This is a genomic window from Desulforamulus aeronauticus DSM 10349, from assembly GCF_900142375.1.
In the GTDB taxonomy this organism is placed as follows: Bacteria; Bacillota; Desulfotomaculia; order Desulfotomaculales; family Desulfotomaculaceae; genus Desulfotomaculum; species Desulfotomaculum aeronauticum.
The window spans coordinates 90554-108041 of the sequence record NZ_FRAR01000015.1 but is presented as its reverse complement, the minus strand read 5'-3'; the positions used below and the strand labels follow the sequence as shown (position 1 = coordinate 108041).

General features: G+C 43.8%; 15 protein-coding genes. All 15 read right to left on the bottom strand.

Annotation, left to right across the window (positions count from 1 at the left end; translation table 11 throughout):
• Positions 1 to 182: 182 nt before the first annotated feature.
• On the bottom strand, positions 183 to 587 hold the full coding sequence (locus BUA78_RS10430; RefSeq protein WP_072914117.1) for a hypothetical protein: 405 nt from the start codon (positions 585 to 587) through the stop codon (positions 183 to 185).
• 164 nt (positions 588 to 751) lie between these two features.
• Positions 752 to 1543, bottom strand: coding sequence for an SLAP domain-containing protein (locus tag BUA78_RS10425; protein ID WP_072914115.1), 792 nt, complete (start codon positions 1541 to 1543; stop codon positions 752 to 754).
• A gap of 129 nt (positions 1544 to 1672) precedes the next feature.
• On the bottom strand, positions 1673 to 2590 hold the full coding sequence (locus tag BUA78_RS10420; protein ID WP_072914112.1) for a copper amine oxidase N-terminal domain-containing protein: 918 nt from the start codon (positions 2588 to 2590) through the stop codon (positions 1673 to 1675).
• A gap of 94 nt (positions 2591 to 2684) precedes the next feature.
• Positions 2685 to 3761, bottom strand: a complete 1077-nt coding sequence (locus tag BUA78_RS10415; RefSeq protein WP_072914111.1) for a TolC family protein — start codon at positions 3759 to 3761, stop codon at positions 2685 to 2687.
• An 83-nt stretch (positions 3762 to 3844) separates the two neighbouring features.
• Positions 3845 to 6103, bottom strand: coding sequence for a stalk domain-containing protein (locus BUA78_RS10410; protein WP_072914108.1), 2259 nt, complete (start codon positions 6101 to 6103; stop codon positions 3845 to 3847).
• Positions 6104 to 6286: 183 nt separating this feature from the next.
• Entirely contained in the window at positions 6287 to 7654 is a 1368-nt protein-coding gene (locus BUA78_RS10405) for a stalk domain-containing protein (RefSeq protein ID WP_072914106.1), read from the bottom strand.
• An 87-nt stretch (positions 7655 to 7741) separates the two neighbouring features.
• Positions 7742 to 8776 carry a rod shape-determining protein gene (mreB, locus tag BUA78_RS10400; protein WP_072914103.1) on the bottom strand — a complete coding sequence of 345 codons (1035 nt, stop codon included), beginning with the start codon at positions 8774 to 8776 and terminating at the stop codon, positions 7742 to 7744.
• A gap of 255 nt (positions 8777 to 9031) precedes the next feature.
• Entirely contained in the window at positions 9032 to 9283 is a 252-nt protein-coding gene (gene spoIIID / locus BUA78_RS10395; RefSeq protein WP_072914101.1) for a sporulation transcriptional regulator SpoIIID, read from the bottom strand.
• Between the two features lie 284 nt (positions 9284 to 9567).
• Positions 9568 to 10302 carry a M23 family metallopeptidase gene (locus tag BUA78_RS10390; protein WP_072914098.1) on the bottom strand — a complete coding sequence of 245 codons (735 nt, stop codon included), beginning with the start codon at positions 10300 to 10302 and terminating at the stop codon, positions 9568 to 9570.
• A 205-nt stretch (positions 10303 to 10507) separates the two neighbouring features.
• Complete coding sequence (spoIID, locus tag BUA78_RS10385) at positions 10508 to 11479, bottom strand: stage II sporulation protein D (RefSeq protein ID WP_420795502.1); 972 nt, start codon at positions 11477 to 11479, stop codon at positions 10508 to 10510.
• A 233-nt stretch (positions 11480 to 11712) separates the two neighbouring features.
• Positions 11713 to 12978 carry a UDP-N-acetylglucosamine 1-carboxyvinyltransferase gene (gene murA / locus BUA78_RS10380; protein WP_072914096.1) on the bottom strand — a complete coding sequence of 422 codons (1266 nt, stop codon included), beginning with the start codon at positions 12976 to 12978 and terminating at the stop codon, positions 11713 to 11715.
• 249 nt (positions 12979 to 13227) lie between these two features.
• A complete protein-coding gene (locus BUA78_RS10375) occupies positions 13228 to 13626 on the bottom strand; it encodes a F0F1 ATP synthase subunit epsilon (protein WP_072914094.1) in 399 nt (132 codons plus the stop codon).
• Between the two features lie 2 nt (positions 13627 to 13628).
• The gene (gene atpD, locus BUA78_RS10370) at positions 13629 to 15047 is read right to left on the bottom strand and encodes a F0F1 ATP synthase subunit beta (protein ID WP_072914092.1); all 1419 of its coding nucleotides are present in this window, start codon (positions 15045 to 15047) and stop codon (positions 13629 to 13631) included.
• 44 nt (positions 15048 to 15091) lie between these two features.
• The gene (atpG, locus tag BUA78_RS10365; protein WP_072914090.1) at positions 15092 to 15943 is read right to left on the bottom strand and encodes an ATP synthase F1 subunit gamma; all 852 of its coding nucleotides are present in this window, start codon (positions 15941 to 15943) and stop codon (positions 15092 to 15094) included.
• Positions 15944 to 15980: 37 nt separating this feature from the next.
• Complete coding sequence (gene atpA / locus BUA78_RS10360) at positions 15981 to 17486, bottom strand: F0F1 ATP synthase subunit alpha (RefSeq protein ID WP_072914088.1); 1506 nt, start codon at positions 17484 to 17486, stop codon at positions 15981 to 15983.
• Between the last annotated feature and the right edge of the window lie 2 nt (positions 17487 to 17488).

Below are 17488 nucleotides of genomic sequence, written 5' to 3'. Positions count from 1 at the left end.
TATTGTTTCGTGACTAACATTCCCTGTGGTACAAAACCTGGGGGCAGGTCAATTGATTTCTTTCAATACCAATATCTAGGTGGTTTTACTTATAAAAAAATCCCTTACCAGGTTTCAGTTGGCAGGGATTCTGTAATATGTTTAGTTAAACTTCAAACTTAGCACCACTTTTTTCTATTTCACTAGTGTTTTAAAGACTGTTCTCTTTCTTTAAGTGCCTGTAATACGTGATTTTTTATATCTTCCAGTTTAATATCAATATTTAACGTTTGACATAGTTCTCTGAGCATACTTTTATGCTCTAGATATTTATTACTCACAATGAATATCATAATTAATTCCTGAATAAGGAGTAATTTTATATTTGAATCTTGAGTTAGCATTGGAGCAAGTATTTCTGCTAAGCTATATTTGCGACGTACTTTTTCCCATATTCTATCAACATACTCTTCCGGTATGTTGTAGTTTCTTGCTATGTTATAAACTACTAACTTTTGGGATTCGGTTATCTTTTCATTTGCCGTGGCTAATGCTGTCAACGTCTCAACATAGGTAATCTTATCTTCTAATGACTTAAATAATTCCAATTAAGGACACCCCTTTTTAATTATACTAACTATTGATTATACAATATTTTTGTACATTTTTCCTTTTTATTATATCTTTAATAAAAGTATTTTTCCTCTCCCCTTACTATTTGATTCACAAAACTCAAATTAAAACCCTGTGACAGTTATCACAGGGTTATTTTTTATAAAAATACTATTGATAAGTCATCCAGGTCAATATCTTTTTCAAAAATAGTATATTCCGGGAATGTAAATGTTCTTAGGAAGAACATTTCTGGTTCCAAGACAAATGGCTCAATTTCAAAGGCAGCCTTTGCTACTAAAATATTGTTGCTGTTTAACAGACCAATTTTAAATCTAGGTAGAGAAGCAGGTTTTGCAAATCCCTGCCTTATTATCAAGGTCACCTTAATAGATCCATTTTCAATTTGCTCCATCTCAAATAAACTTAGGCTAACTTGATCCTTCTCAACTGGAGGTAATGTTTTAAGTACTTGACCTAAATGATTTAATTGCTCTGGTGTAAGTGGTTCGGGATTTTTATCTTCAACTACTTTAACATAAGGCGTTTGATTGCCAAGATCTCCAAAGGTCAACTTTAAATCACTTATGATTCCAGTTAGGTTTAGATTGTCTTCTTTATTAAAATATATTTTCCAAGGTCGAACGCTATAAGGGGGTATCTCATCCATTTGACTCAGATCAATAACTTGCTCGGTTAATTGCTCCCCCTGGGGGTTAAATAATTTTAAGGGAGTTTGATTAATGACAATTGTTGTAGCGGTTGCATTTCTTAGATAAAAGCCAATTTCTATTTTATCTTCCCAATTTACTGAGTAGATTGCATCAATACAGACTTGTCCATCCGATATCTCTGGAAGTTCAGAAATTTCCTGCAGCATCATATTTTTTTCTATTTCAGATTTCTTAAATACTTCGTCCCGGTGAAGAGAAAGCCTTAAGTTAACACTCATTTCTATATAAACCCCCTGTATTTTTACTCGAAGTTTATTATATCATAATAGCTATATTTATAGATAAATTCTTCAGAGAGTATTTTTTCCCAATAAGGTTAAAGACGCTATATTACAGCGTCTTTAACCTTATTGCACCCCACTCCTGCCATAGCTAAGTTGCTTATTGATGGTTTGTTCAATATTTGTCAAATCCGCTATAACTGTTTGCTCCGCTATTAAAACTGCTTGCAGTTTTTCTTTAGCTATTGAGCTTATTTTCTTTTCGTCAATAAGAAGTGTATATAAATACGATAATGATGTATAGTATTCTTTCAAATCCTTACTAAGCTGGTTAGTCAAAGTACCCTTTGATAAACTTTGTATATCTTGATTAATTTGTTGGTTAAGATCTTTAAGTTGGTTTATATTTTCTATTACTACATTCATCACCCGAGAGTCATCACTTTGAACAAACCCTTTTATTAGTGTATTGTATTTTTTTAATAAATCTATATCTTCTAATATGACTTGTTTATTACTATTAAAAAGCGCAATAAATCTTTCATTGGTCATAACTGTATTCTTATAAATGCTGTACTGTTTAATAGCTGCTGCCAATTCCCTATCAGTTGAAGAGGAACTACTTTTATAATTAGGCGATGTAATTAGTACTAATTGGTGCTCATTTAAGTAATCTACATCAGCATTTAACGATTGACTAACAAACCTAAGAGGCAGCATAGTTTTTCCATTATGTATTACAGGGGCTACAGGCAGTAAGCCAGGTCGATTGTTAATTTTACACTGTAACTGATTAATGGTTAGTTTTATTTCTTTTTGGCCTAATAAAGCACTAATGCTTCCGTTTTCGTATTTGACTTCAGCTCCCAATCGCTCAAAAATACTTCTCATTGGAACCATTAATTTTCCGGAAATAATGACAGGTTCGCTTTGGCTATCCAAAGGTGTCCCATCAACCATAACTATAATTCCTGCGAAGGCCGAAAACGGTGTTAGTAGTAGTAAAAACAATGAAGCCAGTAATAACCTAATACCTCTTTTCAATTTTGATTTCCTCCCCATTTTTTACTTTTATATTACTAAATGCCAAGCCATATAACAATACAAAAAATGGAAAGACCACCCATTAGGGTGGTCTTTATATGGTAGGTGAAAGGTCACCGGTTAACCTTTGCAGCTTTAACAATGACGTAACCTGGGTCACAGCCGATGAATCTTTTGCCAGTTTAGTTTGATTCAGGCCTAGCTTAATAGTATCTAGCTCATCTTTTGTTGCTAGGCCAACTTCATATTTCACTGTTGCCATTTTTAGACTTTCTTCAAGCTGCTTTTCCTTAATTTCATATTGAGCGTAATTTTTTTGGTTATCAATGATGTCAAGACAATAACCTCTGGCCTGCAAACGAATAGCTTCTTTTGTATCAGCAAGAGTGTTCTTCTCTTGAGCTTCATTATAGTCGCCTATATCATAGAAAGTCTCATAATACTTCACGTAGCTAGCTTTTTTCGCCTTCTCCTGTTGCGCCCATACTTCATAGGAGTTGTTAACAGCTTTGAGAACCATTGTTTCAACATCTAACTCTTCTACAGGCGTATAGTTGATCTTGTCAATCAGCACAGGCCTAGCGTTTTGCTCATTACCAATGGCCTTATTAAAAGCAGTATAGGCTTTTGTTAAGGCATTTGTCTTTTCTTCTATATCTTTCTTATCTTCTTTTAATTGATTTTCACTGGTTAGCAATTCAAGCTGTGTTGCCATACCAACTTTATATTTCGAAGCAACTTGCGAATTCTTTATCATATCAAGAGCAAATTTTTCCTTAGCAATGTTAAAATCCTGCTCCGCAAGCAATATAGAATAGTAATAGCCTGTAACTTCAGCTTTTATTTGTTTCTTTTGTTCATCCAATCTTTTTTCAGAAAGTCGATAGTTAATATCGGCCTCAAAAAACGTCTTGTGAGTAGCCATGATGGAGTCCTCCAGTATATTATAACCGGACACGATTCCATTCATATTAAAACTCGCATTATCTCTGGATATTTCTAGCTTATCTATATCTAGCTGAGTATTACGTAACGCTATGCTTCTAGTAAGGGCTTTTTGTAATGCCTGATTAAGACTCAGTTCTTCTGCACTCTGTTCTGCCATTGCAGGAAGAGATTGGAGCAAAAGCAGTAGAACGGTAACCACTACCGTTAACATTTTCTTAGTCAACTGCAAGGCCCCCTTTAATGATTAATGAAAGCCCGAGCCTTGGGCCCGGGCTTTCTGGACAACTAATTATTTGGTTAAGTTAATTAATTGGAGATAACAACCTGACCGTTAGCAAAGCCTACAATTGCACCGAAAGCTTCAGCTACGAAGCGAGCGGGCAACATGGTGCGGCCGTTTACAACTTCAGGAGCTACGTCCATGGTTACGGTGGTATCGTTCTGCATCAGAGTGGTGCTACCAATGGTCAGTGTAACAGTGTCAGCACCTTTCTTCAGAGTTACCACACCATTTTCAAAACCGATATCGGTTTCAGCTACACCCAGAGCCAGAGCCAGGTAACGAACAGGTACATAGGTACGGCCATCCTTAATGTAAGGAGCAGCATCCATAACCTTGGTTACACCACCAGCAGTGTAAATGGTGGAGCCAATGTTAAAGGTAGCAGTGCCAGCTTCGGGAGCGGGGGTTACAACGGTTGCTACTACTGTGCTAGCAACAGTACTTACGTTGAATTCGCAATCATCTAAGGTTTCGGTTTTACCAGTTACATCGCCTTTAGAATCTTTTTGAGCACCATCACCATCTTCGGTGTCCCATCCTAGAGCAGACTTATCGTTTTGAGCTACTGCACTACCTTGAACCTTAGCAACAATATCGCCCTCAGCAACTGTACGATCCAGGTCTACAGTGATGCCGGAGATCTTGATCTTAGAAGCTTTGCTGGAATCACTCTTGATAGGAATAACTAAAATGTTGTCAGTTGAACCTGTATCGACAGAATCTTCCTCGATTTCCAGGTTACCTTCGATAACTTCTACTTTGTAGTCGTTCCAATTTACATTGTCAGGCAGTTTGACTACAAGTTCAGCCTTGTTTTTATTATAGGCATCCTTTTCAGCAATAGCTTCTGATTTGTTTTCAGTAATAATAATGTCTTTCAGAGCTTGGTTCTTAACACCAATCTTAAGTTGAGCCTTTTCAGATGCTATGCTAACAGGTGTAACAGCCTTAGCTACAACAATTTCACCAGTAGCGCCGGACTTACCGGAAATAACGGCAGTAATATCCCCAGACTTATCTCCTTGAATAGAGAGTTTGAATTTCATTTCTGCCTTAACGGTAGAAGAACTGTTAGTTGTTTTAACCTGCCATTCAACAACGTTGTCATCAATATCTATAGTGCTATTATCTAAGAAGCCAGGGGTAGAAACATTAACTCCAGACACCTTAACCCAAGACGGGAATTCTACACGGAACTTGCGTCCATCAACCATAGTATTAGGTACGCTTTCTTCGATGGTTACTTTTTCAGTTTCTTCATCAAAGCGACCTGCCATAAGTTCTTTAACTTCTTTAATTGTTACATCGACACCAAAGTCAGCATATTTAGCAATTACACCATCGAAATCGGTAACTTTATCCCCAGATACATCAATGGTTACTTCGCCATACTTAGCATCTTTCTTAGCTTTAATACCAGGTTTAACGTTAATTACGCCACGCTGGTTATTTTTACGGGTAGACAGAGGATCTAATTTAATAGTAAGAGTTCTACCATCAGCATCAAAACTGTAGGTTCCGTCACCACCACTAACATTTTGGGTCATGCCCGCAAAACCACCGGATAATGTTACAACGGTTGCATAATCTCCAGTTAGTGCCCATTCAAAGTCAGAAGGAAGTTTAACTTTAACAACTTGTGAACCATCACCCATGGATTTAACTGCGGACTCTTCAACTGCAAAGGTACCACCAAAGCCACTATCGCCTATGGTTTCTACGTCTTCAACGATAGTAACGGTGTCCCCGTCAGCAGCACGAGCAATTACTAATTCTTGTTGGGATACACCAGACTCTCTAGGATCAATTTTAACCTTAATGTCCCCAGTAACACCTGAATCAGCTTTAATGTATAGGTTCTTTAAAATAATTTGGTCAACTATGGAAGCATCACTATTGTTAATGTTTTCAGGCATGGTGATTTCCAGTTTTTGGTCACTTATGGGGTTTATAAGTACTTGGTCATCCCCTGTGTTACTAGCAGCCTTATCATTATAAACCCAAGAACCAACTGCTGTTTCACCGGTTTTATCGGACCATTTTACTCCACTGGGAAGTACTAATTGGAAAGAATCCCCGGCTTTAAAATGGTCGCCATAGTCTTTGTCTTCCCGTATAGTGATTTGACCCACTTGCACAGTTTCATTATCATTGGCAATGCTAATTACTTTGTCTACACTGTTCTTGGAGTAAGCAAATGCTGGTCCAGCTACAGGAAGCATTAAGCCACCTACCAGAGAAACTGCTACTAAAGTTGATACTACTTTTCTGGTCTTTTTCAAGTAATTTCCCTCCTAATTTTTGTTTCAATAATTACTCAGGGATGTATTTTTAGGTGGTAACCCTGATTTCCACCCAGATAACAGAGTTTACATTTCTTCTCTGTTATACCCTTTATTGCTTTCACAGGTATAGACGCGAAGGATTTCTATAAAGTTCCCTAAAAAAATAGTTTTTTTATTTTTTTATTCGGGCCTACATAATTCATCTGGAGTAAATCCGTTTTCTTCAGCTTGAATCTTATCTAAAAACCATATTCTGTCTTCCTGCGGTATTTGCTTTGCTTCTTCACAAGCAGGGTGATGATATAGGTTAGTTCTTTTGTCACCAAGGTAATCACTGTATTCTAATCCTGTAATAATATGAAAGTCATGTTCTTTCTCAGGTACTATTTCAATCTGTTGATTATTCTCCGCAATAACCTTATAGGTTTGACCATTGGTCTCGACAACGATGTTTCCGTTAGTACCTGTACTGTATAATTTAGCTCCAGTATCACTAATTCGTTGAAGAACCGTTCCCTTGGGATAACCCGGTACACTCTGATCCGAAGTTACTATAGCCACTTCTGGTTTAACTAAGTTTAATAGTTGCTGGCTGGTCGAATCTATTCCGGCGTGATCAGAAACTTTTAAGATCTTAAAAGTATGGCTTGGCAGATCAGAGACTTCCCTTTGCCCGGTCCTATCTGACATAAAGAGAATATTTTGGTTTCCTACGGTTAAAGAGGACACAATCGTTTTGGTAGGAGGATCCTGGTTAATCATTTGACCATACGTACTTAATATAGAGAATGTTACTCCACTCATCTCAAAGGTTTGCTTATTCGCCGGTTCACAGGGGATTTTATATTTACTGAGTTCCTCTTTATATTCTTTATAGAAATCCCCGGTACTGGCTGTATTTGTATCAATAACTTGCTTCACCTTGAAGGAACGGAATACTGAAGCCAGCCCCCCCATATGTTCGCTGGCTGTTTTCGTTGCAACTACCAGATCAATTTCTTTGACACCTTGATTCCTCAGGTATGTTGCTACGGTACCGCCACCTCTTTTATCTCCGGCATCTATTAGAATGTTTTTATCATTAAGCAGTTGAATATAAATGGCATCCCCAAAACCTACATCTATGAAGTGAATTTTTGCCAGGGGTTTACTTTCTAGTTGAACCAGTCCCTCAGTATAACTTACCTCATAATTCAGTGATTCAGCCAGGAAACGGAGTGGCACATAGGCTTTTCCTTCTACAACAACCGGAGGGACTCCGGAAGATATCTCTTTATTGTTTAGGTAGGATAAGGCGTCACCCATTTTAATTCTTAATTCAATGTCATTTTTTTTGATAAAAGCTAGCTGAACGTCTGACAAATAGGTTACCTCAGCACCCAACAAGTTTGCCGAGTCTCGTAGGGGGATAAGGACACGATCTTGATGATTAATTGTAGGTAAAATTGAGGTCTTACCGTCAACATTTACTGTTGTGTCAGCAAAAGCAGGCAAAGAAAACACAACTAACATCAGTACCATTAAAGTAAAGCCAATAATTCTCTTCATTTTGGTTCCTCCTTTGTATTAATTAAATGGCCTATTTGTATGTAACTAAAAAGGGAGGCTCCGGAAACACAAATGATTTTTACTTATTTATCCAACTACCTTTTTAAAAAGCTTACTACTCTTTGGTTTCGGCAGTATATTCATCATTGCCAAAGCCTTCCCAGTCCCACTGGCCACGCAGGAAATAGCATCATCGGCTATATAAACGGGTAAGCCAGTTTCTTCCGAAATAAGGGTATCTAACCCGTGGAGCAACGCTCCGCCGCCGGTCATAACGATACCTTTATTCACAATATCCGCCGCCAGTTCCGGGGGAGTCATTTCCAGAACCTCCTTTACGGCACCGACTACAGCTTCCAAAGGTTCTTCAATGGCCTGGTAGACCTGGTGGCTGCTGACGGTAACTGCTTTGGGTAAGCCGGTTACCAGGTCACGGCCACGGATTTGGGTGGTGCGTTCCGGTGTCTTCTGCGGGAAGGCGGTGGCAATTTCTACTTTGATTTCTTCGCCGGTGCGTTCGCCAATCATGAGGCTGAATTCTTTCCTTATATAGCGTACGATGGCTTCGTCGAATTTATCACCCCCAACGCGAATAGAGCGGCTGCAGACAATACCGCCCAGGGAGAGTACCGCTACATCGGAGGTACCACCGCCGATGTCCACCACCATGGAGCCGCTGGGTTCGGAGATATCGATGCCAGCTCCCAAGGCTGCGGCCAGGGGTTCTTCGATGAGGTGAGCGGCCCGGGCACCGGCCTGGATGGCAGCTTGGCGAACGGCGCGTTCTTCTACGCCGGTAACGCCGGAGGGGATGCAAACCATCACCCGAGGGCGGAAGAACCAGCGTTTGCCGTTAGCTTTATTAATGAAGTATTTGAGCATTTTTTCGGTGACATCGTAGTCCGCGATGACACCTTCCCGTAAGGGACGGGTGGCTACGATATTGCCGGGGGTGCGGCCCAGCATACGGCGGGCTTCTTCACCTACTGCGATGATGCGGCCGGTATCTTTGTTTATGGCTACCACTGAGGGTTCGTTGAGTACGATTCCTTTTCCTTTGACATAGACCAGAATACTGGCGGTACCGAGATCTATGCCTATGTCTGTGCTGAGTCCAAACATTAGAGAGTTCCTCCTAGCTGGTTGAATATATTCGATGAGCTTTGAGCCTTTTAAGAATCAGTCATGGCTTTTGGCCTTTAGTTGTTGGCTTTTTGTCTATGCTTTTCTTAAAGATCTTTAGGCTTGTCTGCTAATTAGACTGGGTTGACTTATGGTAAACAAAGAAATAACAGGAATGGCAGATTGTCCTAAAAAAATAGGATTCTCTCTTTCCTGTCAAAATTCCTCTCGGTATGTGAAATTTCTCAGTTTTTATTACACTATTTCTTTGTATTTCTTTCGGGTGGCTTCGCCGCCTCTCAGGTGGCGTTCGGCTTTGTTCTCGTCTAGAATGGTTTTCACTTCCTGGGCCAGGTGTTTATTAAGGGACGGGAGCCTTTCGGTCATGTCTTTGTGGACTGTGCTTTTGCTAACCTGGAAAACGTGGGCCGCTCTCCGGACTGTAGCTTTGGTTTCCAGGATGTATGCACATATGTCCAGCACCCGTTTTTGGATGTAGTCCTGCATTTCCCTACCTCCTGTTTCGGACGTCAGTCATCGGACGCCGGTCTTTAGACGTCATTCGTCGGACATCGGACGTCAGTAATTAAAGTCGTCTTTCGTTAACTGTATTTAGTTACTTAGCTATCTATAATTCGAGCAGTAGTTGTATTGAAGGAAGTCCGAGGTTGTTTGACGTTGCCGAGCTTACTTTTTACTTAAATATATGCGGGGGGGTAGGAGAAATGTCACAAAAATAAAAGAAAATGGCCTAAAATAGGCCATTTGAATAAGCAATGACAAGCTATTATTTATTTCCAGTAGATATTGGGGTCTACGGGTTCACCATTTCTGGTGAGTTTAAAGTATAAATGATTTTCCAACACACCGTTGACTCGCTCGTATCTGCCCAGTTTACCAAGAGCTGTATTTTGCTCCAGCCTATCTCCGGCTTTAACCCTGACTTCTTCCAGACCGCTGTAGGAGGATTCCCAACCGTTGCCGTGGTTGATGCTGACAGTTTGCGTGTTGTTCTCTCCGCTAACAACCAGTGTTACGGTACCTGGCAGTGCTAGCTTAACTTCAGAGCCAGGTTTGGCTGCCAAGGCTACACCGGTGTTGTAGCGATAATCTTGAAACACCTCGGAGAAGGTTATCCCCACAGAGGTTAGGGTATGTCCCATAACGGGTTTTACCAATTCTTCCGGGTTTACCGCTAACGGAACTGCGGTTTCATTTTCTTCAGGTTTACCCATGCTTTGATTACTCTCGTTGCTCTGGGTTTGGTTAGCCGCTGGTTCTTTCTGGTAGTTCTTTTCAGTCACTTGGTTGGTATTGTTGGTTATGATAGCTTGGTTTGTTTGGCTATTGTTCCAGGTGTAAAAACCCACAGCTGATAGTAGAGCAATGGCTAGTACGATGCTAAATACTGCTGAAGCATTAAATTTATTGCCTTGGTACAGCCATTTCCTCAGCCACTCACGGTATTTTTTAAGTATGTCTTGATTACGCAGCTTATTCGCAAAGGAGTCTTCGAAGGGCCACATTGGTTGCATAACCTCACTTTTGGGTGTAATTCTTTAGTTAGAGTATTGCCCAAAAGGGGGGAGGATATACATTGGCCGTCGGCCATCAGTTCTCGGCTTTCGGCCTTTTTGTGTTAATTGTAGGTTGTTGATTATTTGCTATAACTTTTATCTCTGCTAATCTTATTTATAGTGTTAGATGGCTGACAGCCAATAGCCAATTATTTTACCTCATCTCTGTAATCTCCACGCCGGTATAATAATGTTTCAAAATCTCATTATAACTCTTGCCCTGTTCTGCCAGACCTTTTGCGCCGTATTGACAGAGGCCGACGCCATGGCCGTAGCCTTTGGTGGTAAAGGTGATTTTGTCATCCGTGAGGGTCCAGGTAATACGGGTTGAACGTAGATTGAGCATTTCTCTTAGCATGGTGGCTGAGTAGGTTTTGTTACCAAGTTTTATTTCCTTAGGGCGGCCGGTATTGGTTTCTTTGGTGATGGCTACTACTTTATTTTTACTGGTTGATACCGGGATGGCAGAGAGGTTAGTCTTTAGTTTTTGATCTAAGTCAGCCAAAGTGTAGGTTACTTGTCTGTCTGGATTGGGATCGGCGCAGAAGGGACAAGGAACCCCTTTTAGGTAAGGGGCTGAGGTTACCCATACCTCTTCGGCATTCTCAGTACTCCCACCGCAGGAAGCGTGGAAGGCTGGGAAGATAAGCTGTGATTTATAGGTGATGACTTGTCCTTGGGTGTTATCTACAGCCCATTTGATTTTGTAGTAGTATTCCAAGGATTTTATTTTGCCCCAGCGTTTTTCCATTTCTTCACGGGAAATCCAAGCCTGTCCCTCCCTGGGGTCGCTGGAAACGTCAGCTCCGGGGTGAAGGGAATTTTTGATGCCACCGGGAGACAGGCGCTGCATGATGTAGGTCCGAGCAGCTACAGCCTGGGCTTTTAGGGCTTCAGCCGGGAAAGAGGCTGGCATTTCGGCGGCTACCACCCCCACCAGGTAATCGTCCAGGGGTATTGGTTGGATTTTATTTGTTAGGTGGTTGTACATATTTACCGTAGTCCCAGAGCTTTTTACCTGCGATGGTTTTATCAGACTGTGGAGTTGGACTGCAAGTGTTGGAAAGGTTGCTAGAATCAGGAGTAGGCCAAAGATGCCAAGGGCTAATTTGCGCAAGGGATGCACCGTCCTTTTGGGCCGTCCGTCATCAGTCAGCGGCCGTCAGCTTTTATTTTCTAAAACAGGCGTTTTATATATTCTTGCTTATCTGATCATGCTTAGGGCTAGTTTATTTATATGAAAGGGGTTGGCAAAATATGCCAACCCCTTTTTCTTATTCAATAGTTTTTATCACTTCTGTAGCATACGGCAGTAGTTACTACGAAATGTCTCACTTAATCCGCAAAAGTCGATGGTCCTCAGACCAACGCGCACTCCTCCACCCGTTTAATATTCGCTCCTATGCCTTGCAGTTTCTCGATTAGCCGCTCGTACCCTCGGTCGATGTGGTAGATGTTGCCAATTTCTGTTTCGCCAGTAGCAGCGAGGGCGGCTAGAATTAAGGCGGCACCGGCTCGGAGATCGGTGGCTTTGACTTCGGCACCAGTGAGGGTTTTGACGCCTTGGACGATGGCAGCGCGGCCCTCTATTTTAATTTTGGCCCCCATGCGTTTGAGTTCGCTTACATGCATAAAGCGGTTTTCAAAGACTGTTTCAGTGATAATGCTGGTACCTTCGGCTGCAGCCATGAGAGCCATGAATTGGGCTTGCATGTCCGTGGGAAAGCCGGGGTAGGGGAGAGTTTTAATGTCTACTCCTCGTATTCGGGAATTACTTATGACCCTTATGCCATTGTCTTCTTCAGTTAGTTCCACGCCAGCTTCTTTTAGTTTGGCCATTACGGGTTTTAGGTGGTCGATAATAATATTTTCTACTAAGACATCACCTTTGGTGATGGCAGCAGCCACTAGGTAGGTACCTGCTTCTATGCGGTCCGGGATAACTGCATGGGTGGCTCCGGTAAGTTCTTCCACCCCGTCTATTCTTATTACTTTGGTACCGGCACCTTTTATTTTTGCTCCCATAGAATTTAAGAAATTGGCTAGGTCAACGATTTCCGGTTCTTCGGCGGCGTTTTCCAGAATGGTTTGCCCCTGGGCCAATACCGCTGCCATCATGATGTTTTCGGTGGCTCCGACACTGGGAAAGTCCAGGTATATTTTAGCGCCTACAAGTTCTTCGGCGGCTGCTTCGATGTAGCCGGCACCGTAGCGAATATCCGCTCCCAGAGCGGCAAAGCCTTTTAGATGAAGGTCGATGGGCCTGGTGCCGATGGCACAGCCACCGGGCAGTGAAATTCTGGCTCTGCCTGTACGGGCCAAGAGTGGTCCCATGACCAGAAAGGAAGCTCGCATTTTGCGGACATGTTCGTAGGGTGCTTCGACGCTGGTAAGGTAGGGAACTGAGATGGTTAATGTGCTTTCGCCTTTTTCTATATGAGCACCTAGTTCTTCAAGGACAGAACAAATTACACCTACGTCGGCTAGGTTAGGTACATCAAGTAGTTTGGTTGTTGTCGTTGTTAGTAAAGCTGCAGCTAATATAGGCAAGACTGCGTTCTTGGCACCACTGACGCGGATGGAGCCGTGTAAGGGATTACCACCTGTGATAATTATTTTTTCCATAGAAACTCCTGGATAGGGTATTATTTGGCCATCAGCTACCGGCCGTCGGCCATCGGCTTTTTTACATTTGTTTCTTTTAGGTTATAATGCCTTTGTTATCCTAGATGTAAATAACTATATAATCCATGCTATTAAATCTCTTTTATGCCAATGGCCAAAAGATTTTTTGCTAACTTCTAGTATTGCCATAATGGCCCTCTAAAAATACAAAAAGCCCAGGATAGGCAGCCTATCCTGGGCTTAATTTGTTTATTCAACTGTTTTAATCCGGTTGAGAGCTTTTTGGAGAGCTACTTCGGCCCGGACGACATCGATTTCGGCAGCTTTGCCCGACAGACGCTGTTCAGCGCGTTGTTTGGCGGCTCTGGCCCGTTCGACATCAATTTGGTCGGCACGTTCGGCGGTGTCAGCCAGAACAACCACTCGGCTGTTCTTAACTTCCATGAACCCACCGCTGACGGCCACCTTAAAGAACTTACCGCCCTGCTGCACCCTCATCGTACCAATCTTGAGGGCAGTTACCAGAGGAGCGTGTTCAGGTAAGATACCGAGTTCACCGTCGGCACCAGGTGCCACAATAAAATCGATCTCTTCACTGAAGACAACTTTTTCAGGAGTGACTATATCAAGGCGTTGGGTCTTTGCCATAATTATGCACCAGCCTCAATACGTTTTGCATTCTCAACAACTTCTTCTATGCCACCAGCCATGTAGAAAGCTTGTTCTGGCAGATGATCGTGTTTACCTGCAAGAATTTCGTTAAAGCTGCGGATGGTATCCTTCAGGGAGACAATTCTACCAGGTCTGCCGGTAAAGGTTTCCGCAACGTTGAAGGGCTGGGACAAGAAACGCTGGAGTTTCCGAGCGCGAGCAACGAGAACTTTGTCTTCGTCGGAAAGTTCATCCATACCCAGAATGGCGATGATATCCTGCAGTTCTTTATAACGCTGCAGAACACCCTGTACACCACGGGCACACTCGTAGTGTTCTTTACCCACAACTTGAGGGTCAAGAATACGAGAGGTGGAATCCAGCGGGTCAACCGCAGGGTAGATACCTAACTCGGAAATGGCACGGCTTAATACAACGGTGGCGTCCAAGTGCGCAAAGGCGTTAGCAGGAGCCGGGTCGGTCAAGTCGTCCGCAGGCACATAGATGGCCTGAACCGAGGTAACAGAACCCTTACGGGTAGAAGTAATACGTTCTTGTAATTGACCCATTTCAGTGGCCAGGGTGGGCTGGTAACCTACCGCAGAAGGCATACGGCCTAGCAACGCGGAAACCTCGGAACCTGCCTGGGTGAAACGGAAGATGTTATCGATGAAGAGTAGGGTATCAGCACCTTCTTCATCACGGAAGAATTCAGCCATGGTCAAACCAGTTAAGCCTACCCGTAGACGAGCACCCGGTGGTTCGTTCATCTGACCGAATACCATGATGGTCTTATCTAATACGCCAGCTTCTTTCATTTCGTGGTAAAGGTCGTTACCTTCACGGGTACGCTCACCTACACCGGCGAACACGGAGATACCACCGTGCTGCTTGGCGATGTTGTTAATGAGCTCCATAACGATAACTGTTTTACCTACACCAGCACCACCGAAGAGACCAATTTTACCACCCTTCAAGAAGGGGATCATCAAGTCGACAACCTTGATACCGGTCTCCAGCATTTCTGCTTTGGTGGACTGATCCACCAGAGCTGGGGCGGGACGGTGAATGGGATAATATTTGTCGTAGTTACCAGCAGGTAAACCGTCAACCTCTTCACCCTGTACGTTGAGCAGGCGGCCCAGAACGGGACGGCCAACGGGTACAGAGATGGGTTTGCCGGTGTCTACCACTTTCATGCCGCGCTTAAGGCCATCGGCAGAGGACATAGCAATGGCACGAACACGGTTGTTGCCCAAGTGCTGGGCTACTTCCAGGGTTAAGTTTACTTCGGTGGACTTGTCATCCTGGTCCTCGGTACGAATCTTAACCGCGTTATAGATGGCGGGTAATTGGCCTGGTTGGAACTCGATGTCCACAACAACGCCAATAACCGTAACGATATGGCCAACGTTCATTACGTTCTCCGACCTCCTTGCAGTCAGATTTTACAACCTCTAGTTTACTCCAGTGCCGCAGCACCGCCCACAATCTCGGAAATTTCCTTGGTAATGGCAGCCTGACGGGCACGGTTCAAGGACAGGGTTAACTTGTTAATCATATCCTTGGCGTTCTTAGTAGCGGAATCCATGGCAGTCATCCGGGCACCTTGCTCGCCGGCTTTCGCTTCCAGCATAGCACGGAAAACCGTCGACTCCACATAGGTGGGCAGTAATTCTGATAAAACAGCCTCCGCATTGGGCTCATAGATATATTCTACCTTTGGTCCCTTGGATTCCTCGGCAGGAGTTTCCACCGGCAGTAGTTTTACTGTCACGGGACGCTGGGTAAGTACGTTAACGAATTCACTAAATACCAGATACACTTCGTCAAAGTAGCCTGCCACGTATTTGTCCATAACAAACCGGGCAATCTCTTTGGCTTGGTGGAACTGGATATTCTCACCTAAACCAACGTATGAAGCTGCCAGTTCAAAACCGCGGCGTCTAAAGAAATCTCTGGACTTACGCCCAACCGCCACAACATCAGAGGTGTTACGATCCTTTACCTCCGTCGCGGCACGACGTAACACGTTGGCATTAAAGCCCCCGCAAAGACCACGGTCTGCAGTAATTACCACATAGGCAGTCTTTTTAACCTCCCGTACTTCGAGCAGTGGGTGCGAAGCACCACCACTGGCAGCAGCCACACGGCTTAACACCTCTCTAATTTTCAGAGCGAAGGGACGAGCGGAGGTAACAGCCTCCTGAGCACGGCGTAACTTGGCGGCAGCAACCATTTTCATCGCTTTGGTGATTTGTTGGGTATTTTTAACACTCGTAATCCGGCGCCTAATATCTTGCGCACTGGCCATCTACTAAATCACCACCTTACTTCCCTTAACTTAAATGCTAAGCAAAGGACTTTTTGAACTCTTCGATGGCAGCCTTTAACTTTTCATCGGTATCAGGCTTAATTTCTTTTTGCTCTTTGATAGCCTTCAGGATATCAGCTTTGCTGGAACGCATAAAGTTAATGAAGCCTTCTTCAAAGGCACCTACCCGGTTTAGGTCAATATCATCGATGAAGCCTTTAACGGCTGAATAGATGATAACAACTTGCTCTTCTACGGGATAGGGCTTGTACTGAGCTTGCTTCAGAATTTGTACGGTCCGAGCACCACGGTTCAGACGGGCCTGGGTAGATTTATCCAGGTCAGAGCCGAACTGGGCAAAGGCAGCCAATTCACGGTACTGGGCCAGGTCCAGACGAAGCTGACCAGCAACCTGCTTCATGGCTTTAATTTGTGCAGCACCACCAACGCGGGATACCGAGAGACCTACAGAGATCGCAGGACGCTGACCGGCGTTAAACAGGTCGGACTCCAGGAAGATCTGGCCGTCGGTAATGGAAATAACGTTGGTAGGAATGTAAGCAGACACGTCACCGGCCTGGGTTTCGATAATGGGTAGAGCGGTTAGGGAACCGCCGCCGAAGTCTTCGTTCAGACGGGCAGCACGCTCTAACAGGCGGGAGTGTAGATAGAATACATCACCAGGGAACGCTTCACGTCCGGGAGGACGACGCAGCAGCAAGGACAATTCGCGGTAGGCAGCGGCCTGTTTGGACAGGTCATCGTATACAATTAGCACGTCCTTACCGTTGTCCATGAATTCTTCACCCATGGCGCAACCGGCATAGGGAGCCAGGTAGAGCAAGGGAGAAGGTTCGGAAGCGTTAGCAGCCACAACGATGGAATATTCCATAGCGCCGTGGGCTTCCAGGGATTGCACAACACCAGCTACGGTGGAAGCTTTCTGACCTACGGCTACGTAGATACAGATAACGTTCTGGCCCTTTTGGTTGATGATGGCATCAACAGCAACTGCAGTTTTACCAGTCTGGCGGTCGCCGATGATCAATTCCCGCTGGCCGCGGCCAATGGGAACCATGGCGTCAACAGCCTTAACACCAGTCTGCAGAGGTACAGAAACGGATTTACGGGTAATAACACCAGGAGCAATACGCTCGGTGGAACGGAATTTATCGGATTTAATAGGACCTTTGCCATCGATGGGCTGGCCCAGCGGGTTAACAACACGACCAATCAGGGCATCGCCTACGGGAACGGAGATAATACGACCGGTACGCTTAACAGGGTCACCCTCTTTAATGTGGGTGTAGGGACCCATGATAACAACACCGATGTTATCTTCTTCCAGGTTGAGGGCCATACCAAGGGTGCCGCCGGGGAATTCTAATAATTCCGAAGACATGCAATCCTCTAGGCCATAAACACGGGCGATACCGTCACCGACCTGGATAACGGTGCCCACGTCTGATACTCCTACCTGGGCCTCGTATTTATCGATTTGCTGCCTAATGATCGAGCTGATCTCTTCAGGTCGCAAATTCATGT

Coding starts and splice junctions, on each gene's coding strand:
- BUA78_RS10425 (WP_072914115.1), bottom strand. CDS start 1,543: ATGAGTGTTAACTTAAGGCTTTCTCTTCACCGGGACGAAGTATTTAAG.
- BUA78_RS10405 (WP_072914106.1), bottom strand. CDS start 7,654: ATGAAGAGAATTATTGGCTTTACTTTAATGGTACTGATGTTAGTTGTG.
- mreB (WP_072914103.1), bottom strand. CDS start 8,776: ATGTTTGGACTCAGCACAGACATAGGCATAGATCTCGGTACCGCCAGT.
- spoIIID (WP_072914101.1), bottom strand. CDS start 9,283: ATGCAGGACTACATCCAAAAACGGGTGCTGGACATATGTGCATACATC.
- BUA78_RS10390 (WP_072914098.1), bottom strand. CDS start 10,302: ATGTGGCCCTTCGAAGACTCCTTTGCGAATAAGCTGCGTAATCAAGAC.
- murA (WP_072914096.1), bottom strand. CDS start 12,978: ATGGAAAAAATAATTATCACAGGTGGTAATCCCTTACACGGCTCCATC.
- BUA78_RS10375 (WP_072914094.1), bottom strand. CDS start 13,626: ATGGCAAAGACCCAACGCCTTGATATAGTCACTCCTGAAAAAGTTGTC.
- atpD (WP_072914092.1), bottom strand. CDS start 15,047: ATGAACGTTGGCCATATCGTTACGGTTATTGGCGTTGTTGTGGACATC.
- atpG (WP_072914090.1), bottom strand. CDS start 15,943: ATGGCCAGTGCGCAAGATATTAGGCGCCGGATTACGAGTGTTAAAAAT.
- atpA (WP_072914088.1), bottom strand. CDS start 17,486: ATGAATTTGCGACCTGAAGAGATCAGCTCGATCATTAGGCAGCAAATC.